A 25,876-nucleotide genomic window follows, 5' to 3' on the forward strand; every position below is an offset into this window, starting at 1 on the left:
AGCGATTTAAGAGGTGCTTTTTGATCAAAACTTAAGTAGAATAGTTAAAAGGAGGGGATAAACGTGCATCAAGTATATATTGATCTTATTATGAGTGTATTATTAGAACAGTTTGAAACTGAAAAAAATTTTTTAGATGAATACTTGCTGATCAGTCCAGAACAATGGCAAAAATGGAAAGATGGCGAGAAAAACCTGCCATCTGAAGCGATGCAGAAAGTAAAAAATCTTTTCACTGATTATGAATGGATGCTAACGCAAAAGATTTTGCGTCAAACGATTATTTTTCCCGAAAAACGAAACGTTGCCGTTGCAGAGTACAAGCAAATCAAAACACGCATCGCGCAAAAATGGCTTAGCAGCAAAGCAGCAAAAGTCGAGCTGATCCCTTTGAAAAATAATCAGCAGGCTGGTAGATACCTTGACTTGAAAGTAAGTATTCAATATGATGAATGGGGCTATGATGATATTTTGAATTTTCGTCTGCCAGCAGATGTTCAAAAACAGATCGAAGGAGAAAAAATCGAACTTCTCGATTGGGTGAATGAAAATCTGGAAGAAACTTACGTTCATGAGGCGAATGGGGAACGTGAAGAACAACGAAAGGATTTTTCAAGTGAATAAATTTTTAGGATTTGGAGCAGTTGTGATTATGATCGCAGCAATGGGCTATGTTATTTTTAGCGATGATGATTCGCATGTTCAAGCCGGCAATCAAGCAGTCGAACGAACAAGCACCAAAACAACTGCTAGTAAAGAAAAGAACAATCAAACAACCAGCAGCAAGGTAAAGGACAAAGAAACAAAAGATCGTACGTCCAAACAATTGCCAGATGTTAAAACAGACGATTGGAAGCTAGTTTTGGTTGGTCCAGATCACAAATTAGAAAAAGAAATCGATGAGTCTACTCAATTGGCATCATTAAGTAACGGATACTTGATCGACAAACGCATTGCTCCAGAATATGAAGCATTTGCTAAGGCAGCTGAAGCAGCTGGATTTCCATTAGTGATGGTCTCAGCTTACCGGTCTGTATCATCCCAACAACAAGTTTTCAAACAAAATGTCCAAGATGTGATGAGTCGTCAAGGTGTATCAGAAGAGGAGGCGACAAAGATTACTAAAGAGACGATTACGGAGCCAGGATACAGCGAACACCACACAGGTCTGGCAGTCGATGTCGTCGATCAAAACTGGTACAACAGTTATCCTTCTACTGTATTGGATGCAAGTTACGGAGATCAGCCTGGAGCTAAATGGATCGCAGATAATGCTGCGCAGTATGGATTTATCGTTCGTTATCCAAAAGGACACGAAGATATAACTAAGATCACATATGAACCTTGGCACTTACGTTATGTCGGTAAAGAAAATGCTGAGTATATCACCAAACACCAATTGACGCTAGAAGAATATCTGAATGAATTAAATGAAAAGTAGGAATTGATCATGGCGAAAAAAAAGTGGAAAAAGCAAAAGCGCAAGAATATCCGTTGGCCAGCAGTGGTTGCCGGTGTAGCAGTGATACTCTTAGCCTTTGTTTTTTCCTTGAAGAATCTGTCTTCTCCTTTTACTGATAATCAGCAAGAAAATGAAGCGCAATCCCATCAGAAATTTATTGAACGGCTTGTTCCGCATGCCCAAGAACTACAAGATGGTTATGGAGTGCTTCCTAGTATCATTTTAGGACAAGCTATATTAGAATCAAATTGGGGAAAAAGTACCTTGGCTAGCAAATACAATAATCTTTTCGGGATCAAGGCTTATGGGGATCAGAAGAAAGTAAGCCTGGAAACAAAGGAATTTGTTAACGAAGAATGGATAACTATCCAAGGAGACTTCAAAGTGTATGATTCATGGGAACAGTCCATGGATGACCATACACAACTGTTCGTCCAAGGAGTAGATTGGAATCCTGCGCTGTATGAAAAAGTGATTACGGCCACCAACTATCAGGAAGCCGCACAAGCATTGCAAGATGCAGGTTATGCGACAGACCCCGGTTATGCGCAAAAAATCATCCAGGTCATCGAGACGTATCAATTGAATCAGTATGACCGGAGATAGCAAAGGAGAAGTGGCTGATGGCAGAACAATTTACGCCAGAAATCATGACGGAATTGAGAAAAGATATCGTAAGAGTACCGGAAATCATTTTAGAAGCAAGCGGGATCAAGATATTTGGAAAATTGATCCGTTCCATCATCTTTACTACGGATATTGCGATCATACGTAATACAAATGCGAATGCAGTAATTGCTGTGTATCCTTTTACACCTCATCCAGCGATTACTAAAAGCATTATTGAGGCAGCTGACATTCCAGTTTTCTCTGGTGTAGGTGGTGGTTTGACACAAGGTACTCGTTCTTCCTACATGAGCATGTTCGCAGAAGCGCAAGGTTCGTTAGGGGTCGTTTTGAACGGTCCTACGCCTTTAGAGACAGTAAAAGAAGTTTGTCGAGTAGTTGATATTCCAGTTATCAGTACGGTAACGTCGAAATATACAGAAATAGATGAAAAGTTAGCAGCTGGTATTTCGATTATCAATATCAGTGCAGGTAAAGAAACTGCAGAAGCAGTACGCCATTTTCGTAAAAAATATCCTGAACTTCCTATCATTGCGACAGGTGGTCCAACGGAAGAAAGTATTGCTGAGACCATTCAAGCAGGAGCAAATGCCATCACATATACGCCACCAAGTAGCGGAGAACTTTTTAGTCGTAAAATGGAAAAATATCGGGAAACTGAGAAAAAGAATCATGAATAACAGGTGAGAATCAAAAGACGAGGAAGAGCAGATAGTGGCTCTTCCTCGTCTTTTGTACTCCAGTACTATTTGTTCAGAATTCAAAAAAAAGAGAAATTTTTTTGTTTTTTTATCTGTAATGTACATAAGAAGAGTTAAAACCTTTTGTTATTATTAGCATTCTAACAAAAAAATGTCTTGATTTATTGAAGCGCTTTCTATAGAATGAAAAACGAATAAAAACTAAAAAAAGGCACCCGACAATTTAGTAGCAGCTAAATTGTCGGGGCTTGAAAAGTCAGCGGGAACTGACCAATCAAGTTGCCATAGTCAATGCTTGTGCATCGACGTGTATATTGTACCTAATTTCATACAGAATTACTAGTTATTTTTCTGTTTTTTAGGGAAGAGCGTACACGAAGAAGCATGCTTATTTAGCTATGTCAAGGATATTGGACAGTTGTCTGATATCCTTTTTTCTTTGCGTAATTATCCTCCCATCATTGAAGCAAGAAGTGTTTTTAGCGATGAAAGAAGAATCAGCACTATCTAATTTTCCTTGAAAGTATTGAGTTGTTCATCCTAGGCAGAACGATAAGGCAAGTCTTGGTTTTTATTCCCCTTGAAAAAGATCGTTTAATAAATATGTTCTGTATAAAAATACAGTATATTGAAAAATAACAATGGAAGTAGAGGTGCAGAGAATGAAGAAAAGAATGAGAATCATCTTAGCTTTAAGTGTTATGTTATTCTTCTTGACGGCTTGTGGGCAAGAAGATGACAAAAAAATCACGCTGAACATGGCTTGGTGGGGTTCGCAAGTCCGACACGATGCAACAGTAAAAGTAATCGAGCTTTATGAAGAAAAAAATCCCCATGTGACGATCGATTATGAATTTTATGATTATGAAGGATATTACACAAAATTAGGTACACTAGCAGCATCAGATGATATCTGGGACATTTTCCAACTGAACAATCAATTTCCTCAATACATCAATCAGATTGAACCATTAGATGAATATGTGGAGCAAGGGATAATTGATATTTCTAATGCAGATGAATCCTATTTAGCAACGACGACTTACGACGGGCAATTAGTTGGACTGTCTAACGGGGTGAATTCGTTTGCGATTGCTTACAATAAAAATATATTTGAACAATTAAATATCCCTGAACCAGCTTCAAATTGGACATGGGATGAATTTGAACAAATCAGCTATCAAATCACTGAAGAATTAGGAATCTATGCTATTTCAAGATTCGAAGATTTTATAGCTGGCTGTATTATTCAAATACCACAAGTTGAGAAAGGATTGAATTTTTATAATCGGGAAGATCTATCTAACAGCTTGGGATTTGAAAATCCAGACTATCTAACAGATTTTTTCCAGCTGCGTAAAAATCTGGTAGACAAAGGGGCCCATCCAGAACCAGGTGGTGGAGCTGCAAGTACGACGGATCTGTCTTTTCAGGCGGTTAGGGATAGAGAAGCGGCAATGGTGTTTCTATCAAGTAACCAGTTGACAGAAATATTGTCAGGGGCTCCTGAAGATATGGAGATTCAGTTGATTAATCCACCTCGCAGAAAAGCAGATGGAGAATCTGGTATCCCTTTACGTTCTTCGCAAATGCTGAGTATGGCAAAAAGCTCAGCCCATAAAGAAGAAGCTGCTAAGTTTATTGATTTCTTTCAAAACAGTGAAGAAGCCAATGAAATTTTAAAAGGAGAACGTGGTGTACCAATCATGTCGAATATTCGAGAACAGCTCGCTCGTGCAGATGATGCAACTTTGCAAGCGACATTTGATTATTTAGAAATGATTTCCGATATGGACAACGGCGAAGTGAATGTCTTTGATAGTGCTTTGAATCCGGAAATTCAAGACCAATACAATCTTTTAGTTGAAAAAGTCATTTATGAAGAAGTAACAGCAGAAGAAGCAGCAGAGAGTCTTTATGAGTTTGCGTCAAACATTCTAGGATAGCAGCAGGAGGAAGGCATGAAAAAAGAAAAACTAAAACGGTTCTTGGATCAAGACAATGTGGTCGGTTACGTATTTGCTTCTCCATTCATCCTAGGATTTCTATTGATAACAGTGATACCGATGATCTTGTCACTTTATTATTCGTTCACCGATTATCGTTTGGGAAATCCAGTCTCATGGATCGGCTTGGATAATTATATAAAGATGCTGAGTGATGCCCGTTTTTTGAACTCCATCCGAGTCACTTTTCTCTATGTATTTGCATCTGTACCTGTGAAACTGATCTTTGGTCTATTGATTGCTTATCTTTTAACGAGGAATATCAAAGGAACGACTTTCTTTCGTTCTTTGTATTATGTGCCTAGTTTGATCGGTGGCAGTATTTCTATCGCTCTAGTTTGGCGGGAGTTGTTTTCTAAAAACGGGTTAGTGAATATTTTCCTGGAACGATTAGGCGCACCTGCGCTTTCCTGGTTTAGCGATCAAAAACTGGTCATGATCCCTCTTGTTTTGATGTCTGCTTGGCAATTCGGTTCGGCAATGATCATCTTTGCTGCAGGTATCAAAGAGATCCCAGGCTCGTATTATGAAGCGGCAGAGATCGATGGAGCGAACAAATGGCAGACGTTTTACAAGATCACGTTACCTCTTCTTTCGCCGATCATTTTGTATAACTTGGTTATGCAGACAATCGCGGCGTTTATGACTTTTACGCAGGCATTTATCATTACCCAAGGTGGTCCGAATGATGCCACGAACTTTTATGCTCTTTATGTGTATAACCAAGCTTTTTCTTTTAATTCTATGGGGTATGCTAGTGCTATTTCGTGGATCATGCTGTTGATTATGGGAGCTGTCACCTTTCTGATTTTCAAATCATCAAAAAAATGGGTCGTTGTGTGAATGAGAGGAGGAAGAAATGAATAATACAGTAACGAAATGGTTTCAATACGGTTTTATTTTGCTATTAGGTCTAGTCATGATTTATCCGGTCTTATGGATGATCGCAGGTTCTTTTAAAACGGATCAAGAGATTCTGAGTGGTTCGCTGAATTTGATTCCAGAGACTTTTCAATGGGAAAATTACGCAAAAGGATGGGCGGGGTTTGCTGGAATTTCATTTTTTACTTTCTTTAGGAATTCGTTTGTCATCTCTGCAGTTTCGACGATAGGGACAGTTCTGAGCTCGACTTGTATTGCTTACGCATTATCGAGAATCGATTTCAAAGGAAAAAGATTCTGGTTCGTCGTCATGTTAGTAACGATGATGATTCCTGCACAAGTGATTTTGATTCCGCAGTTTATTATTTACAATCGGCTGAATTTGGTTGGGACGTATGTGCCGCTGATTTTACCACATTTTTTTGGACAAGCATTTTTCATTTACCAGATCATGCAATTCATGGTCAGCATCCCCAAAGAGTTAGATGAATCAGCGATTATTGACGGATGCAGCAAGTATAGTGTCTTTACCAAAATTATTTTTCCTTTGCTGAAACCTTCGATCATCACGACGATCATCATCCAGTTTTATTGGAAATGGGACGACTTCATGGGACCATTGATTTATTTAAACAAGCCGAGATCTTACACGGTATCGATTGCCATCAAATTATTTGCAGACGCTGGATCTAGTACGACTTACGCGAGTATGTTTGCGATGTCTACGTTGTCGCTGCTACCGGTTTTTCTGATTTTCTTATTCTTCAATAAATATCTTGTCCAGGGGATCAGTACAAGCGGTCTGAAGGGCTGAATATGAGAAAGCCAATAGAAGAGATGTTTCTTTACAAGCTCAACTACTATGTCTGTCGGATTTTTTTAACCAGTCTTATCAGTAATGCTCTTTTCGCTTTAGTTCTAGGATGTTTGTTCACTTTAGGATTAGTGCTGTCTGCTCGTGTTGTCTATCTGATTTATTTTTTGATGATGTATCCTTCTTATTATCTATCTGTCCATTACTTGGCAGAAAAAAAGGTATGTTGGAGGAAAGGAAAAATCAAACGGATGTGTTTCATCATTACGTTGTTTCAGCTGTTTGTCATTATTTTTGCAGTTGATTGGTATTTATTAGTGGGAAAGATTGGAGCTTGGTATCTGATTCCTTTTCTATTGTGTCTGTTGCTTTTTGTATCCCATAGTTTTTTTAGTACGCTAATTGATATCTGCAAAGAAGATAAAGCAGATAGTCTTGTTTATTTGATCAAAAGGAATATCTGGCTGTTGTCAAAAAACGTCAAGGGGTTTCTGTGGTATTTATGCCTTTTGTATGGACAGTTCTGGTGTATACAGCATGATTTTTTACTCACTGCATTACTGTATCCAGGGCTGCCATTTGTCACAGTATTTTGCTTAAAAGAAAAGGAGAATGACTTTAAATGAAGAAAAAATATGTACAAGTCGGACTTGGTGGGAGAGCGCGTTTTTTTTATGAGGCAATTGCCTCTACGTATCATCAAACTTGTGAACTAGTCGGTTTTTGTGATGTATCTCAAACAAGGATGGATTATGCAAATCGGATACTTGTGAACAAGTATGGACAGAAAAAAGTAAAGACATGTATGCCATCACAATTTGAGCAACTACTGGATGACGTACGGCCGGCTGAAGTCATTATTACGTCAGTAGATCGAACGCATCATGATTATATCATTCGTGCAATGAAAAAAGGATATGATGTTATTTGCGAAAAACCTCTGACTATCGATGAGGAAAAAGCTCAAGAAATAATAACGGTCCAAAAACAGACGGGAAGAAGCCTGCGAGTCACTTTTAATTATCGTTATGCACCGTATCACACGAAGATAAAGGAACTGATAGAAAGTGATGTGATTGGTGATGTGTTTTCTATCCACTTCGAATGGCTGTTAAATACGCAACACGGGGCAGATTATTTCAGAAGATGGCATCGAAATAAGCACAATAGCGGCGGGCTTCTTGTTCATAAATCTACCCATCATTTTGATCTAGTGAATTTTTGGTTGAACAGCCGTCCCCAAAAGGTATTTGCATTCGGTGGATTAAACTTTTATGGGATGCATAATGCGGAGAAACGCGGAGTAGAAACATTTTACAGTCGATGCTATGGAAGCGAACTAGCTAAAGCTGATCCATTTGCTATAGACCTGTCAGCCAATGAGGAATTGCGAGAAATGTATTTAGAAGCAGAAAAAGACAGTGGATATATTCGTGACCGCAGTGTATTTTCCGATGATATCTCTATTGAAGATACACTAGGCGTAACGGTCAAATATGAAACTGGTGCGATTTTGACGTATTCGCTAAACGCGTATATGCCGTGGGAAGGATTCAATGTTTCTTTCAATGGCAGCAAAGGACGGATCGAAATGAAAGTGATCGAAAAGTCTTACATCAATGCAGGTGGAGATAAAAAGGATGAAGGAGCAGCCGTTCTTCAGTCCATCCATGTCTATCCGATGTTCGGTGAGCCATATGAGGTAATCGTCGAACAAGAAGCGGGCGGACATGGCGGAGGAGATCCGCGTTTATTAGATGATCTATTTGGTGAAGAAAAAGAAGAAGATCCGTGGAATCGGGCAGCAACTCACGTAGATGGTATTTTGTCGATTTTGACAGGAATCGCAGCAAATCATTCTATTGCTTCAGGAAAAGCAGTAGTGATTGACGAGCTTGTCAGCTTAAAAGAATAAGAATAGATTTACGGAAATTACTTCCCGTAGTTTATAAAATCTTGCCTTATTGCCGATAGGCTGTCTTTTGAACACTATTTATTCGGAAAAAGGGGCTATGACATGCTTTTTGTCATGCCTTCTTTTTATGTGGGCTGCTTTTTTAGATAGGAGAAAATAAAAATAACTATTTAAACCCGAACAAAAAGGAATAATGCATTAAAAATCATTAGATTTTACAAAAAAATAAGTAAACCACGTTGTCAGTTTCAGAAAGTAGTGTTAGACTGTTTTCAATATTTGAAACAACATTTTTTATTCAAATATGGCAAACTGCCTTCACGTGCAAAACAGTTGCAAGAAAATGAATTTACACTATTATTAGTTTTACATACCTACTTATATATCGTCATAATATGGATGACAGTTTCTAGCCAGTACCGTAAATGCTGGACTATAAGTAAAAGATTGGCTATTTCACCCTTCTTTTCTTATGATAAAGTGGAGGGTGTTTTTCTTTAACAGAAACATAGTAGGTTTTTGCACAAAAGCGGTTATTTCGGTATTAATAAATGATAAAGGAGCAAATAAAGTGAAAGAATTAGTTGAACGTATTCAAAAAGACGGACGTATATTAGGCGAGGGCGTATTAAAAGTCGACAGCTTCGTCACTCACCAAGTAGACCCTGTATTGATGGAACAAATGGGAAAACGGTTTGCAGAAGTATTTAAAGAACAAGAAATCACGAAAGTTGTGACCATTGAAGCTTCTGGGATCGCACCAGCTTTATTTGCTGCAAGAGAATTAGATGTTCCAATGATCTTCGCTAGAAAAGCAAAAAGTTTGACGATGGATGAAGAATTATTGACAGCTTCTGTTTATTCTTTTACGAAACAAGTGACAAGTACGATTTCTATTTCTCGTAAATTTTTATCTTCAGAAGACAAAGTATTGATTATCGACGATTTCTTGGCAAACGGACAAGCGGCAAAAGGATTGATCGAATTATGCCAGCAAGCTGGAGCGCAAGTAGAAGGAATCGGGATCGTCATCGAAAAGTCTTTCCAAGATGGACGTCAGTTACTTGAAGAAATGGGATTGAGAGTCGTTTCTCTTGCGCGTATTGCTTCCTTGACGAATGGACAAGTTGAGTTTCTTGAGGAGGACGCATAATCGTGGAAAAAGAAACACAAAATGGAAAAGCTGCGGTTTTAGGGCTGCAGCATCTGCTAGCGATGTATGCAGGAGCAGTAGCGGTGCCTCTTTTGATCGGTACAGGACTAGGCTTTAATCAAGAACAGATGACTTATTTGATTTCAATTGATATCTTTATGTGTGGATTAGCGACATTATTGCAATTGACAGTTAACCGATTTTTCGGAATTGGCTTGCCTGTCGTTTTAGGATGTGCGATCCAAGCAGTGGCTCCACTGATCTTGATCGGAACCAATGAAGGAGTAGGAGCTATCTACGGATCTATTATCGCTTCTGGGATCTTTGTTGTGTTAGTTTCTGGTGTCTTTTCTAAAATTAAAAAACTATTCCCTCCTATAGTAACAGGAACGGTTATCACCGTTATTGGTTTGACTTTGATTCCTGTAGCAATCGAGAAAATGGGTGGAGGTAATGCAACAGCAGCTGATTTTGGTGACAAAACAAATCTGCTACTTGCATTTGTGACGATTCTCCTAATTGTAGGCGTGCAAATGCTGGCAAAAGGGTTCATTCGTTCAATCGCGGTATTGATTGGTTTAGTCGGAGGAAGCATCTTAGCTGCTTTCATGGGAATGATTGATCTGAGCGCGATTGGAGATGCGCCGTTGTTCCATGTTCCACAACCCTTTTATTTTGGTAAACCAACTTTCGACGTATGGTCGATTTTACTAATGATCATCATTTCCATGGTCAGCATGGTAGAATCAACAGGTGTATATTTTGCACTTGGTGACATTACTGGGAAAAATGTTGGAGAAGAAGAATTGAAAAAGGGATATCGTGCAGAAGGACTTGCCGTTATCTTAGGCGGTATTTTCAATACATTCCCTTATACTGGCTTTTCTCAAAATGTCGGATTGGTTCAACTTTCGGGAATCAAAACAAGAAAACCCATCTATTTCTCTGCATTCTTCTTGATTGTTTTAGGATTATTCCCTAAAATCGGTGCGTTAGCACAAATCATCCCTGAGCCGGTACTTGGTGGAGGAATGTTAGTCATGTTCGGGATGGTGGCAGTCCAAGGAATCCGTATGCTGTTGGAAGTTGATTTCAGCAATGATAAAAATCTATTGATTGTTGCTGTTTCTGTTGGATTTGGGCTGGGTTTCAATGTTACGCCGACATTATTCAGTCAAATGCCGCAAACATTGCAAATGTTCACTGGAAATGGCATCGTAATGAGTAGCATTACGGCTATCATATTGAATTTGATCTTTAATGGATTGAAAAAAGATGAAGAAATATTGGAAGAAGCCTTCAAGAAGTAATAGAGCAAAAGAAAGGTTGTGAAATCAGCGTTTTGACCTGATTGTTAGAGAAACAAACGGAAAAATAGTTCCTCGTATTTTGCCGTTTGTTTGAGCTAATACCGAGGGTCAGCTGATTGAACACCGTTGAAGGAAGAGGTCGTGAGCCTGCCGTTCATCTCCGAGTCACAAGGAACAATTTCAAAAAAAAGCTTCTCATGTTTGTTGAATATTGTTCCTTGTGACCGAGGAGTTGGCAGGAGAACACCGTTTATCCATAAAAAGGAATGTGACCTAACTTTTGTCACATTCCTTTTTTTCATCTTTAATAAAAACGAACAATAAAATGTTTTTCTTTGTTAACATTCGAAATTTCTTTGACATCAAAAAAAGTGATTGTTAAAATATGAATGTAGAAAAACTGGGAGGAAAAACAATGACAGCAAAAATCTCTGTGATTATGGGGAGTACTTCAGATTGGGAAACAATGAAAGAAGCATGTCAAATATTGGATGAATTCGGTGTGTCTTATGAAAAAAAGGTCGTTTCTGCTCATCGAACCCCAGATTTGATGTTTGAATATGCACAAAACGCTCGAAAAAAAGGAATCAAAATCATTATTGCAGGAGCAGGGGGAGCCGCGCATCTGCCGGGTATGGTCGCATCAAAAACAACTTTGCCGGTTATCGGTGTACCGGTCCAATCACGAACATTAAATGGTTTGGATTCGCTTCTTTCGATTGTCCAAATGCCTGGAGGAGTACCTGTAGCTACTACAGCAATCGGAAAAGCGGGAGCAATTAATGCTGGACTACTTGCGATACAGATGCTTTCCATGTATGATTTAGAATTGGAGGCTAAATTGGCTGAAAGACGTTCAATGTTGGCTAAAACTGTTATAGAAAGTAGTGATCAACTTGGTTAAACCTTTGTTGCCTGGTTCAACGATCGGGATCGTCGGTGGCGGTCAATTAGGTCGTATGATGGCGATTAGTGCAAAAGAAATGGGCTTTAAAGTAGGTGTGCTGGATCCTGTGAGCGATTGTCCAGCCGCACAAGTTGCAGATTGGCACATTGAAAGTGTCTATGATGACACCTTTGCGCTGAAAGAGCTTGCCAGAAGAACAGATGTCATTACCTATGAATTCGAAAATGTCAGTGTAGAGGCGTTAAATGCGATTTTACCCATGTCATTTATTCCTCAAGGGACAGACTTGCTTGCGATTACGCAAGACCGCCTGTTAGAAAAATCTTTTTTGGAAACGAACAACATCGTGATTGCTCCTTATGCAACGATCGTCAGTCCGACGGATATCCAAGATGCGATTGACGGGATCGGCTATCCTTGTGTTTTGAAAACCACTCGAGGCGGCTATGATGGCAAGGGGCAGTATGTTTTGAAAAGTCGGGCGGATCTAGCTCCTGCCATGGACCTTTTAAGAGAAGGAACCTGTGTTTTAGAAGCATGGATCCCGTTTGAAAAAGAGATTTCGATCATGGTGGCAGGAAATGGTCAAGGAGATTTCATGACTTTTCCGGTCGTGGAAAACATCCACCACAACAATATTCTTCATGAAACGATTGCTCCAGCCGCGATTGATCAGGATGTGATCGAGGAGGCTGAGCGTATTGCCCGTGTGATTGCAGAAGCAGTGAGCCTTTCAGGTGTTTTAGGGGTAGAAATGTTTTTAACAAAAACAGGCGGGCTATATGTGAATGAATTAGCTCCTCGTCCTCACAATTCTGGACATTATTCTATTGAAGCTTGTTCTATGAGTCAGTTCGATGCCCATATTCGAGGTATTTGTGGTTGGCCATTAGGAGAAAAAGTACGTTTGATAAGCAATGCAGTAATGGTCAATGTTTTGGGAGAACAACTGCTGGAAAGCTATCGCTTGATTGAGAATAAGCCAGACTGGCAATTCCATTTCTATGGAAAAAAACAAGCAAAAAAAGGTCGCAAGATGGGACATATCACTATCTTGACAGAAGACATCCAGCAAACGCTGGAAGAAATCAAACAAACGAATATTTGGGATTAGAGGAGAAAAAACATGTTAGAACGTTATACACGCCCTGAAATGGGGAATATCTGGACGGAAGAGAACAAATACCGTGCGTGGCTCGAAGTCGAGATTTTAGCAGATGAAGCTTGGGCAGAACTTGGTGAAATCCCGCAAGAAGATGTGAAAAAAATTCGTGAGCATGCATCATTTGATATCGATCGGATCTTGGAAATCGAAAAATTAACACGCCATGATGTCGTTGCGTTTACACGAGCGGTTTCTGAAACATTGGGAGAAGAAAGAAAATGGGTCCATTATGGTCTAACAAGTACGGATGTCGTAGATACTGCTTATGGCTATCTCATCAAGCAAGCAAATGATATTTTACGGGAAGACTTGAAACGTTTTACGGAAATCATTGGCGAAAAAGCAAAAGAACACAAATATACAGTGATGATGGGTCGGACACACGGTGTCCATGCTGAACCAACTACTTTTGGATTGAAACTTGCCACATGGTATTCAGAAATGAAACGGAACATCGAACGATTTGAACATGCGGCAAAAGGAGTAGAAGCAGGAAAAATCTCAGGAGCAGTGGGGACGTTCGCAAATATCCCGCCATTTATTGAAGAGTATGTATGTAAACAATTGGGGATCCGTCCACAAGAAATCTCTACTCAAGTTCTCCCTCGGGATCTACATGCTGAATATTTCTCAGCGATGGCGCTTATTGCTACAAGTATTGAACGTTTTGCAACAGAGATACGCGGATTGCAAAAATCCGAAACACGTGAAGTAGAAGAATTTTTTGCGAAAGGTCAAAAAGGTTCTTCTGCTATGCCGCACAAAAGGAATCCGATCGGTTCAGAAAATATGGCTGGTCTAGCCAGAGTGGTGCGCGGACACATGGTCACTGCCTATGAAAATGTCACATTATGGCATGAAAGAGATATTTCTCATTCTTCAGCAGAACGAATCATCTTGCCTGATACCACGATTTTATTGAATTACATGTTAAATCGTTTTGGCAATATCGTTAAAAATCTAACGGTCTTTCCTGAAAACATGAAGCGGAATATGTCTGCAACATTTGGTTTGATTTATAGCCAGCGCGTTATGCTGAAATTGATCGATAAGGGAATGACAAGAGAAGAAGCTTATGATCTTGTTCAGCCAAAAACTGCGTACGCTTGGGACAACCAAGTGCAGTTCCGCCCGCTGTTAGAAGAAGATCCAACCATCACATCGGTATTATCTAAAGAAGAAATAGACGATGCCTTTGATTATCATCATCATTTGAAAAACGTTGACGTGATATTCAAACGAGTAGGTTTGGAATAAAGAAGAGTGAGTTGCAAAATTCAATTAAAATAGAATAGCAAAAATAACCAAAAAAGAAGCAGATCCGTTAGCGGTTCTGCTTCTTTTAGTTTATTATATTTTCTTATCAATAATAGGAACCTGATTTTAAAAGCGGCTACCTCTTTACCGTGCCTCTTTACATACAAAAAATAGAGGAATTAAGCGTAAATGGCTTGGCTATTATAACTAAAATGCTGGTTATGGAGATGTTGCAGCAAGTTTTCGAGAAAAGCGTATTCCATCTCTTGTCCATTGAATAAGATCTGGATACGATAATGATTTTTGAAACGCTTCTGTTCATGAATCTGACTGATTGAAAGTTCGCCTTTGTGTTCTGTCTGATAAAGAAAAGTCCTTTTACGGCATTCAGCACAGCGCTTGGTTGCTCGGCGGATTTTTCGGAATGTATAAAAACTAGTATCTTTATTGCATAAATAAACGTCTTTGATCGACAGCAAATCATTATATAGACAGGAACGTTCTTCAGCTGTTAATTCTGATAAAAAAAGCTGACCTTGTTTTATTGCATCTTCCATCGGCAAGTGCCTCCTCGAACCCATTATCCAAATTTTTAGTTAATTCTAATATACCATCATTAAGTATAAATGTAAACGCTTGTTGATGGTATAAGATTTTCGTTTCTGATAAAACACGAACATTAAAAGAATCTAATGCCTTAAATGTACATATTTTTGTTGATTTATAAAAAGATGATTGCTAAAATTTAAAGTGAAAACACGAACAAAAAACGATGTATTTGCTTTTAATGTAAATAAAAAGGAGAGACGTACATGGAGAAGAAAGAACTTTTGTATGAAGGAAAAGCCAAAAAAATATATCTTACTTCTGATGAGAACTTGATTTGGATAGAATATTTAGATCAAGCAACTGCGTTGAATGGCGCGAGGAAAGACCAGATAAGTGGAAAAGGAGAATTGAATAATCAAATCACAAGTGCAATTTTCCGTTATCTGACTCAAAGAGGAATAAAAAATCATTTTATTGAACAATTGTCTAAAACCGAACAATTAGCAAAAAAAGTACAAATTATCCCTCTGGAAGTGGTTATCCGAAATATTGCAGCAGGAAGTTTCTCAAAACGTCTAGGTGTTCCCGAAGGTAAAGAATTCATCAAACCAATCATTGAATTCTACTATAAGGATGACCAGTTGGATGATCCATTTATCAATGAAGAGCATATCTATTTCTTACAACTTGCAAAACCGGAAGAAATCAGTGAGCTGAAAGCCCAAGCGTTGGCTATTAATGAAATTTTGACCGAATTATTTGCTAAGGTCGGTTTGGTTTTAGTAGATTTCAAGCTAGAATTTGGCCGGTCGAATGGACAAATTTTGCTTGCGGATGAAGTAACACCGGATACTTGCCGATTATGGGATGAACGTACGAATGAACATATGGACAAAGACGTTTACCGCAGAGATCTAGGTGATTTGATCCCAGTCTATCAAGAAGTATATAACCGTCTATCGGAACTAACTGAAGAAAAGGAGCGAGTATGATGTATTTCGTAAAAGTATATGTAACCTATAAAGATTCAGTGTTAGATCCTCAAGGGGAGGCAGTAAAAAAAGCAGTCCATCGTATGGGATATGAAACAATCGAAGATATCCGAATAGGAAAATACTTTGAGATACAACTTGCTGATGCAGAAGAACCAATCGATACAGTGATTGAAACGATTTGTGACAAGCTGCTTGCAAATGTAAATATGGAAACATACCGATATGAAATCAAAAAAATGGAGGAAGTATAACATGAAATTTGCGGTCATCGTTTTTCCAGGTTCAAATTGTGACGCAGATATGTTATGGGCAGTTCGCGAGATCATGGGCGCTGATGCCGAATTTGTACGGCATGATGAGTCCTCTTTAGAAGGATTTGATGGGGTTTTACTGCCGGGAGGATTCTCCTATGGTGACTATTTGAGATGCGGTGCGATTGCTCGGTTTTCTACAATCATGGAAGAAGTGATTCGTTTTGCTGAAGAAGGGAAACCGGTATTCGGTACATGCAATGGATTCCAGATATTGACAGAAGCAGGACTTTTGCCAGGTGTACTGAGACGAAATGAGTCTTTGCATTTTATTTGCAAAACTGTACCATTGAAAGTCAACTCCAAGACGGCCTTTACTTCAGAGTATGAAGCCGACGAAATAATCTATCTTCCAGTTGCTCATGGGGAAGGAAATTATTTCTGTGACGAAGAAACACTTCAAGAACTAAAAAAAAATAATCAGATTGCCTTTACTTATAATGACAACATCAACGGCAGCGTGGAAAACATTGCAGGGATTACGAACAAAGCAGGGAATGTGTTAGGAATGATGCCTCATCCAGAACGTGCAGTAGAAGACTTGCTAGGATCAGAAGATGGGAAACGGTTCTTTGCTTCCATTTTAAAAAACTTCGGAAAGGTGACCGTATAGATGAAAACATTGAAAGAACCGACAGCTGAAGAGATCAAGAAAAAAAGAATCTATGCCGAATGGGGATTGACTGATGAAGAATATCGAATGATCGAAGAAGATATCTTAGGAAGAATGCCTAATTATACGGAAACTGGACTGTTCTCTGTTATGTGGAGCGAACATTGTTCCTATAAAAATTCTAAACCGGTTCTACGCAAATTTCCTACTAGTGGACCTCATGTGTTGCAAGGCCCTGGAGAAGGCGCAGGCATCGTCGACATCGGTGATGGACTAGCAGTTGTCTTCAAAGCAGAAAGTCACAATCATCCTTCAGCCGTGGAGCCTTATGAAGGAGCTGCGACAGGAGTTGGCGGAATCATCAGAGATATTTTCAGCATGGGGGCTCGTCCAATTGCGTTGCTAGATTCATTGAGGTTCGGCGAATTAGATAATCCAAGAACGAAATATTTACTAGAAGAAGTAGTTGCAGGTATCGGCGGATACGGCAATTGTATCGGCATACCGACTGTAGGCGGCGAAATTGCATTTGATCCTTGTTATGAAGGAAACCCATTAGTCAATGCAATGTGCGTAGGTTTGATTGAACACAAACATATCCAGAAAGGGCAAGCCGCTGGCGTCGGTAATTCGATCATGTATGTAGGCGCAAAAACAGGTCGCGACGGTATCCACGGAGCAACTTTTGCCTCAGAAGAATTTAATCAAGAAGAAGAACAGCAACGTTCTGCTGTACAAGTAGGCGATCCTTTTATGGAAAAGCTGCTGCTTGAAGCGTGTTTGGAATTAATCTTGCATCATTCGGATTCTCTAATAGGTATACAGGATATGGGAGCAGCAGGACTTGTTTCATCTAGTGCGGAAATGGCTTCAAAAGCTGGTTCAGGACTTATATTGACATTAGATGAAGTCCCACAAAGAGAAACTGGAATGACGCCTTATGAAATGATGCTATCGGAATCACAAGAACGGATGTTGATTTGTGTCAAATCAGGAGAGGAAGAAAAAATCCAAGAACTATTTCAGAAGTATGATCTAGATGCAGTCACTATCGGGAAAGTAACAGATGACGGGCAATATCGGCTATATCATCAAGGAGAAGAAGTAGCAAATCTGCCAGTCGATGCATTAGCTGAAGATGCACCAGTCTATCATAAAGAAATGAAAGAACCAGCTCGAATCGCAGAATTTCAGCAGTTAGCTCCTTATCAGCCAGTTATCGAAGAACCTGGACAAGTATTGCTTGATCTGCTGCAGCAACCGACGATTGCTTCGAAACGTTCAATCTATGAAACTTATGATTCACAAGTACAAACCAATACAGTTGTCCGTCCAGGAAGCGACGCTGCTGTGATGAGGGTTAGAGGGACGAATAAAGCGTTAGCTATGACCACAGACTGCAACGCGCGCTATCTGTATTTGGATCCAAAAATCGGAGGACAAATAGCAGTGGCAGAAGCTGCTAGAAATATTATTGCTAGCGGTGGCAAGCCCTTGGCGATCACCGACTGCCTGAACTATGGTTCTCCTGATAAACCAGAAGTTTTTTGGGAATTATCGACTTCAGCTGATGGAATTGCTGCTGCGTGTGAAACGTTAGGAACTCCTGTTATTTCAGGAAATGTCTCTTTATATAATGAAACGGATGGTCAAGCAATCTATCCAACACCAATGATTGGTATGGTCGGATTGATTGAGGATCATAAACATATCACTACTCAGGAATTCAAAAAATCAGGGGATCTAATCTATATATTAGGTAAGACGTTTGCAGATTTTGATGGCAGTGAATTACAAAAGATGCAGCTTGGAAGAATCGAAGGTGTGATCCGAAACTTTGATCTATCCATTGAAAAGAGAAACCAAGAGTTAGTATTGACAGCCATCCAAAACGGATTGATTGAAAGTGCTCATGACTGTTCAGAAGGTGGCTTGGCAATTGCACTGGCAGAATCAGCTTTCAAACATCAGCTAGGGATATCTGTACAGTTTGAATTGTCCTCTGCTCAATTATTTGCAGAAACTCAATCAAGATTTGTGTTGACAGTCGCACCGGAAAATAAGACACGATTCGAAGAAATGATGGGAGATGCTGCTGTTTTAGCAGGTAAGGTGACGGATGAAGCGATAATCGAAATTTCAGCAACTGACGGTCAGATCAAAATAGAAACTGCAGTAGCAAGAAAGTGCTGGGAGGATGCAATCGTATGTCTTATGAAGTGAAGAGTTTAAATGAAGAATGCGGGATCTTCGGCGTTTGGGGTCATCCGGATGCCGCTAGTGTGGCATACTTCGGGCTCCATAGTCTTCAGCATCGAGGACAAGAAGGTGCGGGCATCGTGTCCAATGATCGAGGAAAGCTTATGGGTCATCGAGATCTGGGGCTGCTTTCTGAGGTATTCAAAGATCAAAGAAAACTGCAGCAGTTAACAGGAGAAGCTGCAATCGGACATGTACGTTATGCAACAGCAGGCAATGGAAGTGTGGACAATATTCAGCCTTTTCTATTCAAATTTCATGATCAGTCGATCGGCTTAGCGCATAACGGCAATTTGATCAATGCTCGTTCACTTAGAAAAGAGTTAGAAGAAAATGGAGCGATCTTCCATTCTAACTCCGATACGGAGATATTGATGCATTTGATCCGACGAAGTGAAGAAACAGATTTTTTAAATAAATTGAAAAGTGCTTTAAATGAAGTCAAAGGTGGCTTTGCCTATTTATTAATGACAGAAACGGCAATGATTGCCGCTTTGGACCCAAATGGTTTTCGTCCATTAGCAATTGGGCAAATGAAAAACGGAGCATACGTGATTGCCTCGGAAACTTGTGCATTAGAAGTTATCGGGGCACGTTTTATAAGAGATGTCCAGCCTGGAGAGATAGTGATCATCAATGACGAAGGAATCCAGATTGATTGCTTTACGAAGAATACGCAGCTTTCCATTTGTTCGATGGAATATATCTATTTTGCCAGACCAGATTCAAACATCGCAGGGATCAATGTGCATACTGCACGGAAAAATATGGGACGGAATTTAGCGAAAGAATCGCCAGTAAAAGCAGATATGGTCGTCGGCGTACCTAATTCTTCTTTGTCAGCCGCAAGCGGTTATGCGGAAGCTAGTGGAATCCCTTATGAAATCGGATTAGTAAAAAATCAATACATTGCCCGAACATTTATCCAGCCAACGCCTGAGCTAAGAGAGCAAGGTGTTCGAATGAAATTATCTGCTGTACGAGGAGTAGTGGAAGGTAAAAAGGTGATTATGGTCGATGATTCAATTGTTCGGGGTACGACAAGCAGACGGATCGTCCATCTTTTGAAAGAAGCAGGAGCAAAAGAAGTCCATGTGAGGATTGCTTCTCCTCCTTTGAAATATCCATGTTTTTACGGGATTGATATTCAAACGCGTAAAGAACTCATTGCGGCAAATCACACGATTGATGAAATCAAAGAATGTATCGGTGCAGATTCTTTAGGATTTTTAAGTGAAGAGGGTCTGATCGAATCGATTGGACTGAAAAAGGATGGCCCGTATTCAGGATTGTGTATGGCTTATTTCAACGGAGATTATCCAACGCCGTTATATGACTATGAAGAAAAGTATCAGGAATCGCTAAAAGAAAAAGTATCGTTCTTTTAAAAGCAGACCAAGAAGGGAGTATATGAATTCAATGGCAAATGCATACGCAAAAGCTGGCGTAGATGTCGAAGCTGGATATGAAGTAGTAGAACGGATCAAGAAGCATGTCAAAAAAACGGAACGTTTAGGTATGATGGGCGCTATAGGAGGATTCGGCGGTTGTTTTGATTTATCGGTCTTTCAATTAAAAGAGCCAGTCCTTGTCTCGGGGACCGATGGTGTGGGGACGAAATTAGCAGTGGCAATCGAAGCAGACAAACACGATACAATCGGGATCGACTGCGCAGCGATGTGTGTCAATGATATCTTAGCACAAGGCGCAGAGCCGTTATATTTCTTAGACTACTTAGCAACGGGGAAAAATGATCCGATACGTTTGGAAAATGTAGTAAAAGGTGTAGCAGATGGATGTGTTCAAGGAAATATGGCGCTGATTGGCGGAGAAACAGCTGAAATGCCTGGTATGTACTCAGGTAATGATTATGATCTAGCCGGATTTGCTGTAGGGATAGCTGAAAAATCTCAATTATTGACAGGAGAAACGATCAACCCAGGAGATGTGTTGCTTGGAATAGCATCTAGCGGGATCCATTCAAATGGGTACTCTCTTGTTCGCAAAATTTTCTTTGAGCAGCAGCAGTTTTCTTTATCATCAAAACTGCCAGAATTGAAAAAAACACTTGGCGAAGAATTGCTTGAGCCAACGAAAATCTATGTTTCTTCCTTGCTTCCGCTGATCAAAGAAAAGAAAATAAAAGGAGCTGCACATATCACTGGTGGAGGGTTTGTAGAAAATATCCCGCGAATGTTACCAGAATCTATGGCTGCACAAATCAAACTTGGCTCATGGCCGATTCTTCCAATATTCGGCTGTTTACAAAAATATGGTGAAATTCCTGAGATGGAGATGTATGAAATCTTCAATATGGGCATCGGCATGGTCCTGGCAGTCGAAGAATCGAAAGTAAAAGAAATAGTACACGAAATTGAGCAAGCTGGCGAAAAAGTTTATGAAATCGGGAAAGTGATCGCCAAAGAAAAACATCGTGTGGTGTTTATAGGAGAAGAACGATGAGAATCGCTGTTTTTGCTTCTGGAAACGGAAGCAACTTTCAAGCGCTAGCCGATTATCTATCGAAAAAAGAATTGGAAGCTTCGATTGACTGGTTGTTTTGTGATCAGCCTGAAGCATATGTTTTGAAACGTGCAACTGCGTTGAGTGTACCGGCAGATTGTTTTTCACCTAAAGAATTTGATTCAAAAAAAGAGTATGAAGAAGCAATTTTGCATAAATTGAAAGAAAAAAAGATCGATTTGATTGTATTAGCTGGATACATGCGAATCATTGGACCAGTATTGCTGGAAAATTATGATAAAAGAATCATCAATATCCATCCATCTCTTTTACCTGCATTCCCTGGTTTGCATGGCATTCGTGATGCATTTGAAGCTGGAGTAAAAGAAACGGGTGTCACAATTCATTATATCGACCAAGGTGTAGATACCGGACCAATCATCCGGCAGGAAAAAGTGAGAATTGAACAGGAGGACACGTTCGATTCTTTAGAAGGAAAAATCCATAGAGTAGAGCATCGAATCTATCCAGAAGTGATTAGTGAAATTATTGAAAATGGAGGCTATCTGAAATGACAAGAGCATTGATCAGTGTATCAGATAAAACTGGGATTGTAGCATTTGCCCAAGGTTTGATTGAACAAGGAGTAGAAATCATTTCAACAGGAGGAACAAAGCATGCGTTGGATCAAGCTGGGATCAATACGCTTTCGATCGAAGAAGTGACAGGGTTTCCTGAAATGATGGATGGCCGTGTCAAAACACTTCATCCTAAAATCCATGGTGGTCTTTTAGGAAGACGCGATCTCCCTAGCCATATGGAGGCAATGGAAACGGAAAATATCCAACCAATCGACTTTGTTTGTGTCAATTTATATCCTTTCAAAGAAACGATTATGAAACCAGATGTCGAAATAGCAGAAGCTATTGAAAACATTGATATCGGTGGTCCTAGTATGCTCCGTAGTGCAGCAAAAAACCATGAATTTGTCACCTCTGTTGTTGATCCATCTGACTATGAAGAAGTACTTTCAGAATTACGTCAGTATGGGCATACTTCACTTTCTTTCAGACAAAAACTAGCGGCAAAAGTCTTTCGTCATACTGCGGCATATGATGCACTGATCGCTCAATACTTAACGGATTGGGTGGAAGAAAAAGAACCGGAAAAATTGACACTTACGTATGAACGAAAACAAACGCTTCGTTACGGTGAAAACAGCCATCAAGCCGCTGCCTTTTATCAGTCCGCTCTTCTGGAAAAATATTCGATCGCAGCAGCAAAACAACTCCATGGGAAAGAACTTTCTTATAATAATATCCGAGATGCAGATGCTGCGCTACGGATCATGAAGGAATATGACGAGCCAACGGTAGTCGCCTTGAAACACATGAATCCTTGTGGTATTGGGACAGCATCTACGATTTTAGAAGCGTGGGAAGCAGCGTATGAAGCAGATCCTGTTTCAATCTTTGGTGGGATCATCGTTTTGAATCGAGAAGTAGATCTGCCAACAGCAGAACAGATGCATAAGCTGTTTCTAGAAATCATCATTGCCCCTTCTTATACACAAGAAGCTTTGGAATTACTGCAAAAAAAGAAAAACATCCGATTACTGACAGTAGACTTTGCGCAGGAAGAAAATCAAAAGCGAGAAGAAACGGTCTCAGTCTTAGGTGGACTTCTTGTACAAGATCAAGATCTGGCAATAGAAAATGAAGAAGAGTGGAAAGTCGTGACAAAACGTAAGCCGAATCCAGCAGAAGCAAAAGCATTAGCGTTTGCTTGGAAAGCTGTCAAACATGTGAAATCTAATGCGATCGTACTGGCAAACGAACGTCAGACAGTAGGAATCGGAGCCGGGCAGATGAATCGAGTCGGTTCAGTAAAAATTGCGATTGAACAAGCGCAAGAGAAAATGGAAGGTGCAGTTTTAGCTAGCGATGCTTATTTTCCAATGGATGATTCGGTTGAATATGCAGCCAAACATGGTATAAAAGCAATCATTCAGCCAGGAGGAAGCATCAAAGACCAAGATTCTATTGATATGGCGAATAAATACGATCTAGCAATGGTCTTTACTGATGTTCGGCATTTTAGACATTAGAGAGGAGTCGGATAAATGAACGTTTTGGTAATCGGTGCAGGTGGTCGTGAACATGCAATAAGTAAAAAACTTTTAGCCAGTCCGAAGGTGGATACGGTGTATTGTGCGCCAGGAAATCCGGGGATGACAAAAGATGGTATCAATTGTGTCGCTATCAGTGAGCGAGATCATTCAGCGTTAATCCATTTTGTTAAGAAAGAGGCTATTGATTGGAGTATCGTTGGTCCTGAAGTTCCTTTGTTAAATGGGATCGTCGATGATTTTATGGCGGAAGGATTGAAAATCTTCGGTCCGACAAAAGCAGCAGCTCTGATCGAAGGTTCGAAAAGTTTTGCTAAACAATTAATGGATACTTATCAAATCCCGACAGCTAAATCCAGAAGTTTTGAATGTTACGAAAAAGCAGCAGCGTATATCAAAGAAAATGGTGCGCCAATCGTAGTGAAAGCAGATGGCTTAGCAGCTGGAAAAGGTGTAGTCGTGGCTACAACAGTGAAGGAAGCGCTGGATGCGGCAGAACAAATGTTGAACCAGCATCGATTTGGGAACAGCAGCAAAAAAATCGTCGTAGAAGAGTTTTTGGCAGGAGAAGAATTCTCCCTTTTGGCGTTTGTCCGTGATACCAAGGTGTATCCGATGGTCATTTCGCAAGATCATAAGCGGGCATTTGATAACGATAAAGGGCCAAATACAGGCGGAATGGGTGCTTATTCACCAGTACCGCAAATTCCAAAAAAGATGATTGAAGAAGCTGTGGAAGAAGTTTTAAAACCAGCGGCTTTGGGAATGAAAGAACTAGGACGCTCTTTCACGGGTGTTTTATATGCGGGTTTGATTGCTACGAAGGAAGGACCAAAAGTGATCGAATTCAATGCGCGTTTCGGTGATCCTGAAACGCAAGTCGTTCTTTCTCGGTTGAAGAGTGACTTTGCGCAAGTAATCGATGACTTATTAGAGAATCGTGCAGTAGAGTTAAAGTGGCAGCAAGAAGGATACAATGTAGGCGTTGTGGTGGCAGCTGCCGGTTACCCCGAAGAATATGAGACAGGAATGGTTCTACCAGATTTTCCGGAAGAAGAGCTTTCTGTTTACTATGCTGGAGTTTCCTCAAATAACGGCAAACTAGTTGGAGCAGGAGGACGTCTTTATTTAGTAGAAGCATACGGTGAGACGATCAAAGAAGCACAGGAAAAAATCTACACCGCGTTAATGGATAAAACGACAGATGGAACATTTTATCGTACAGATATTGGAGAAAAAGCTGCCAATAGCGAACTGATCGTGAAGTAAATCAGCTGCTTCCATTTATAAAAAATACAACAAACATAATCGGAAGCGCCGATTTTAGTGAAGCCTTTTCATAAAGAGTGTGGTACACTTTTGTTGTGTATATAAATAAGGAGGAGTTCAGATGAAAAAAATTCAATTAGGTACTTCTGATCAGAAAGCAGCTGCAGTGATCTTAGGCTGTATGCGTATCAATAATGCGGAAGATCCAGTAAAAGTGATTGAGACAGCTTATGAAAACGGCATTGATTTTTTTGACCATGCAGATATTTATGGAAACGGTGAATGTGAAGAAATCTTTGCAGATGCTCTAGCAAAAACATCAATCAAACGAGAAGATCTTTTTATTCAAACAAAATGTGGAATCGTTCCAGGTGTGATGTTTGATTTTTCTAAAAAACATATCATTGAATCTGTGGAAAAAAGTTTGACCCGTCTGAAAATGGATTATGTGGATGCTTTACTTCTTCATCGTCCAGATACATTGGTAGAACCAGAGGAAGTAGCTGAAGCGTTTGATGAATTGGAACGGTCAGGAAAAGTTCGTTATTTTGGCGTCAGCAATCAAAAACCAATGCAGATCGAATTGCTGAAAAAATATGTTCGTCAACCATTAGTAGCTAATCAGCTCCAATTTGGCTTGAAACATACTGGAATGATCGATCAAGGGATTCATGTCAATATGACAGATGAAGCAAGTATCGATCATGACGGTAGTGTACTTGATTATTCCCGATTGCATGATATGACGATCCAAGCATGGTCACCATACCAGTATGGATTTTTTGAAGGTGTATTTATCGGGAACGAAAAATTCCCTGAATTAAACCAAACATTAGAAGAACTAGCAGCTAAATATCAAACGACACCAACTGGCTTGGCTTCTGCTTGGATTTTGCGCCATCCAGCCAATATGCAAGTGATCGCCGGTACGATGAACGTAGGGCGAATCAAGGAAATCGCTCAAGCTTCAGAAATTAATATGTCTCGGGAAGATTGGTACGAATTGTACCGTGCTGCTGGAAACATTTTACCTTAAAGATTGTCATAAGCAGGTCAAAAGGGCTATAAATTAAAAAGACAGAATAACTTG

The 25,876-nt window shown here is 39.9% G+C and carries 25 protein-coding genes and 1 riboswitch; of the genes, 24 read left to right on the top strand and 1 reads right to left on the bottom strand.

All coding sequences use genetic code 11. The features are described from left to right. Nucleotides 1–63 precede the first annotated feature (63 nt). The 14 genes from DIZ30_RS04795 to purB all read left to right on the top strand — a co-directional run bounded on the left by DIZ30_RS04795 (nt 64) and on the right by purB (nt 14,199). A complete protein-coding gene (locus tag DIZ30_RS04795; RefSeq protein ID WP_002295457.1) occupies nt 64–624 on the top strand; it encodes a hypothetical protein in 561 nt (186 codons plus the stop codon). After that, entirely contained in the window at nt 617–1,441 is an 825-nt protein-coding gene (locus tag DIZ30_RS04800) for a D-alanyl-D-alanine carboxypeptidase family protein (protein WP_002298742.1), read from the top strand. Before DIZ30_RS04795 ends, DIZ30_RS04800 begins: the two co-directional genes overlap by 8 nt. Before the next feature lie 9 nt (nt 1,442–1,450). Beyond that, entirely contained in the window at nt 1,451–2,068 is a 618-nt protein-coding gene (locus DIZ30_RS04805) for a glycoside hydrolase family 73 protein (RefSeq protein WP_002298743.1), read from the top strand. Nucleotides 2,069–2,085: 17 nt separating this feature from the next. Then, nucleotides 2,086–2,769, top strand: coding sequence for a hydrolase (locus DIZ30_RS04810; RefSeq protein ID WP_002298744.1), 684 nt, complete (start codon nt 2,086–2,088; stop codon nt 2,767–2,769). A 683-nt stretch (nt 2,770–3,452) separates the two neighbouring features. Then, nucleotides 3,453–4,736, top strand: a complete 1,284-nt coding sequence (locus DIZ30_RS04815; RefSeq protein WP_002289643.1) for an ABC transporter substrate-binding protein — start codon at nt 3,453–3,455, stop codon at nt 4,734–4,736. A 15-nt stretch (nt 4,737–4,751) separates the two neighbouring features. Beyond that, nucleotides 4,752–5,639: a carbohydrate ABC transporter permease gene (locus DIZ30_RS04820; protein ID WP_002295465.1), complete on the top strand. Its 888-nt coding sequence runs from the start codon at nt 4,752–4,754 to the stop codon at nt 5,637–5,639. Between the two features lie 16 nt (nt 5,640–5,655). Then, on the top strand, nt 5,656–6,492 hold the full coding sequence (locus tag DIZ30_RS04825) for a carbohydrate ABC transporter permease (protein ID WP_002300540.1): 837 nt from the start codon (nt 5,656–5,658) through the stop codon (nt 6,490–6,492). A gap of 2 nt (nt 6,493–6,494) precedes the next feature. Beyond that, nucleotides 6,495–7,118 carry a hypothetical protein gene (locus DIZ30_RS04830; RefSeq protein WP_109023119.1) on the top strand — a complete coding sequence of 208 codons (624 nt, stop codon included), beginning with the start codon at nt 6,495–6,497 and terminating at the stop codon, nt 7,116–7,118. Next, the gene (locus tag DIZ30_RS04835) at nt 7,115–8,407 is read left to right on the top strand and encodes a Gfo/Idh/MocA family protein (RefSeq protein ID WP_002306874.1); all 1,293 of its coding nucleotides are present in this window, start codon (nt 7,115–7,117) and stop codon (nt 8,405–8,407) included. Before DIZ30_RS04830 ends, DIZ30_RS04835 begins: the two co-directional genes overlap by 4 nt. Nucleotides 8,408–8,765: 358 nt before the next feature. Next, nucleotides 8,766–8,863, top strand: a riboswitch (purine riboswitch). A 115-nt stretch (nt 8,864–8,978) separates the two neighbouring features. Then, a complete protein-coding gene (locus DIZ30_RS04840) occupies nt 8,979–9,560 on the top strand; it encodes a xanthine phosphoribosyltransferase (RefSeq protein WP_109023120.1) in 582 nt (193 codons plus the stop codon). 2 nt (nt 9,561–9,562) lie between these two features. Then, nucleotides 9,563–10,870, top strand: a complete 1,308-nt coding sequence (locus DIZ30_RS04845) for a nucleobase:cation symporter-2 family protein (RefSeq protein WP_002295470.1) — start codon at nt 9,563–9,565, stop codon at nt 10,868–10,870. A 415-nt stretch (nt 10,871–11,285) separates the two neighbouring features. Further along, nucleotides 11,286–11,774, top strand: a complete 489-nt coding sequence (gene purE / locus DIZ30_RS04855) for a 5-(carboxyamino)imidazole ribonucleotide mutase (RefSeq protein ID WP_002303771.1) — start codon at nt 11,286–11,288, stop codon at nt 11,772–11,774. Then, on the top strand, nt 11,767–12,891 hold the full coding sequence (gene purK / locus DIZ30_RS04860) for a 5-(carboxyamino)imidazole ribonucleotide synthase (RefSeq protein ID WP_002300547.1): 1,125 nt from the start codon (nt 11,767–11,769) through the stop codon (nt 12,889–12,891). The genes purE and purK overlap by 8 nt, the downstream gene beginning before the upstream one ends. A 12-nt stretch (nt 12,892–12,903) precedes the next feature. Beyond that, nucleotides 12,904–14,199 (top strand): adenylosuccinate lyase, encoded by a 1,296-nt coding sequence (gene purB / locus DIZ30_RS04865; protein ID WP_002288023.1) that lies wholly within the window; start codon nt 12,904–12,906, stop codon nt 14,197–14,199. A 179-nt stretch (nt 14,200–14,378) separates the two neighbouring features. Here purB and DIZ30_RS04870 read toward each other — a convergent pair whose 3' ends face one another. Then, on the bottom strand, nt 14,379–14,756 hold the full coding sequence (locus DIZ30_RS04870; protein ID WP_002297115.1) for a hypothetical protein: 378 nt from the start codon (nt 14,754–14,756) through the stop codon (nt 14,379–14,381). 255 nt (nt 14,757–15,011) lie between these two features. Here DIZ30_RS04870 and purC point away from each other — a divergent pair, with 255 nt between their 5' ends. The 10 genes from purC (at nt 15,012) to DIZ30_RS04920 (ending at nt 25,822) form a co-directional block, all read left to right on the top strand. Further along, nucleotides 15,012–15,740 carry a phosphoribosylaminoimidazolesuccinocarboxamide synthase gene (purC, locus tag DIZ30_RS04875; RefSeq protein ID WP_002288021.1) on the top strand — a complete coding sequence of 243 codons (729 nt, stop codon included), beginning with the start codon at nt 15,012–15,014 and terminating at the stop codon, nt 15,738–15,740. Then, the gene (purS, locus tag DIZ30_RS04880) at nt 15,740–15,994 is read left to right on the top strand and encodes a phosphoribosylformylglycinamidine synthase subunit PurS (protein WP_002295474.1); all 255 of its coding nucleotides are present in this window, start codon (nt 15,740–15,742) and stop codon (nt 15,992–15,994) included. The genes purC and purS overlap by 1 nt, the downstream gene beginning before the upstream one ends. A 1-nt stretch (nt 15,995) precedes the next feature. Beyond that, nucleotides 15,996–16,667 (top strand): phosphoribosylformylglycinamidine synthase subunit PurQ, encoded by a 672-nt coding sequence (purQ, locus tag DIZ30_RS04885; RefSeq protein WP_002302316.1) that lies wholly within the window; start codon nt 15,996–15,998, stop codon nt 16,665–16,667. Then, nucleotides 16,668–18,890, top strand: coding sequence for a phosphoribosylformylglycinamidine synthase subunit PurL (gene purL / locus DIZ30_RS04890; RefSeq protein ID WP_002299012.1), 2,223 nt, complete (start codon nt 16,668–16,670; stop codon nt 18,888–18,890). Beyond that, nucleotides 18,875–20,314 (top strand): amidophosphoribosyltransferase, encoded by a 1,440-nt coding sequence (purF, locus tag DIZ30_RS04895; RefSeq protein ID WP_002299010.1) that lies wholly within the window; start codon nt 18,875–18,877, stop codon nt 20,312–20,314. Before purL ends, purF begins: the two co-directional genes overlap by 16 nt. A gap of 22 nt (nt 20,315–20,336) precedes the next feature. After that, nucleotides 20,337–21,389 carry a phosphoribosylformylglycinamidine cyclo-ligase gene (gene purM, locus DIZ30_RS04900; protein WP_199914195.1) on the top strand — a complete coding sequence of 351 codons (1,053 nt, stop codon included), beginning with the start codon at nt 20,337–20,339 and terminating at the stop codon, nt 21,387–21,389. Next, nucleotides 21,386–21,964, top strand: a complete 579-nt coding sequence (purN, locus tag DIZ30_RS04905) for a phosphoribosylglycinamide formyltransferase (protein ID WP_002302314.1) — start codon at nt 21,386–21,388, stop codon at nt 21,962–21,964. The genes purM and purN overlap by 4 nt, the downstream gene beginning before the upstream one ends. Further along, nucleotides 21,961–23,496 carry a bifunctional phosphoribosylaminoimidazolecarboxamide formyltransferase/IMP cyclohydrolase gene (gene purH, locus DIZ30_RS04910; RefSeq protein ID WP_002302313.1) on the top strand — a complete coding sequence of 512 codons (1,536 nt, stop codon included), beginning with the start codon at nt 21,961–21,963 and terminating at the stop codon, nt 23,494–23,496. Before purN ends, purH begins: the two co-directional genes overlap by 4 nt. Nucleotides 23,497–23,511: 15 nt before the next feature. Continuing rightward, nucleotides 23,512–24,786: a phosphoribosylamine--glycine ligase gene (gene purD / locus DIZ30_RS04915; RefSeq protein WP_002299002.1), complete on the top strand. Its 1,275-nt coding sequence runs from the start codon at nt 23,512–23,514 to the stop codon at nt 24,784–24,786. Between the two features lie 121 nt (nt 24,787–24,907). Beyond that, entirely contained in the window at nt 24,908–25,822 is a 915-nt protein-coding gene (locus DIZ30_RS04920) for an aldo/keto reductase family oxidoreductase (RefSeq protein WP_002288005.1), read from the top strand. Nucleotides 25,823–25,876: the final 54 nt, after the last annotated feature.

The sequence above is a fragment of the Enterococcus sp. H57 genome (assembly GCF_003112495.1).
GTDB classification, from domain to species: domain Bacteria; phylum Bacillota; class Bacilli; order Lactobacillales; family Enterococcaceae; genus Enterococcus_B; species Enterococcus_B faecium.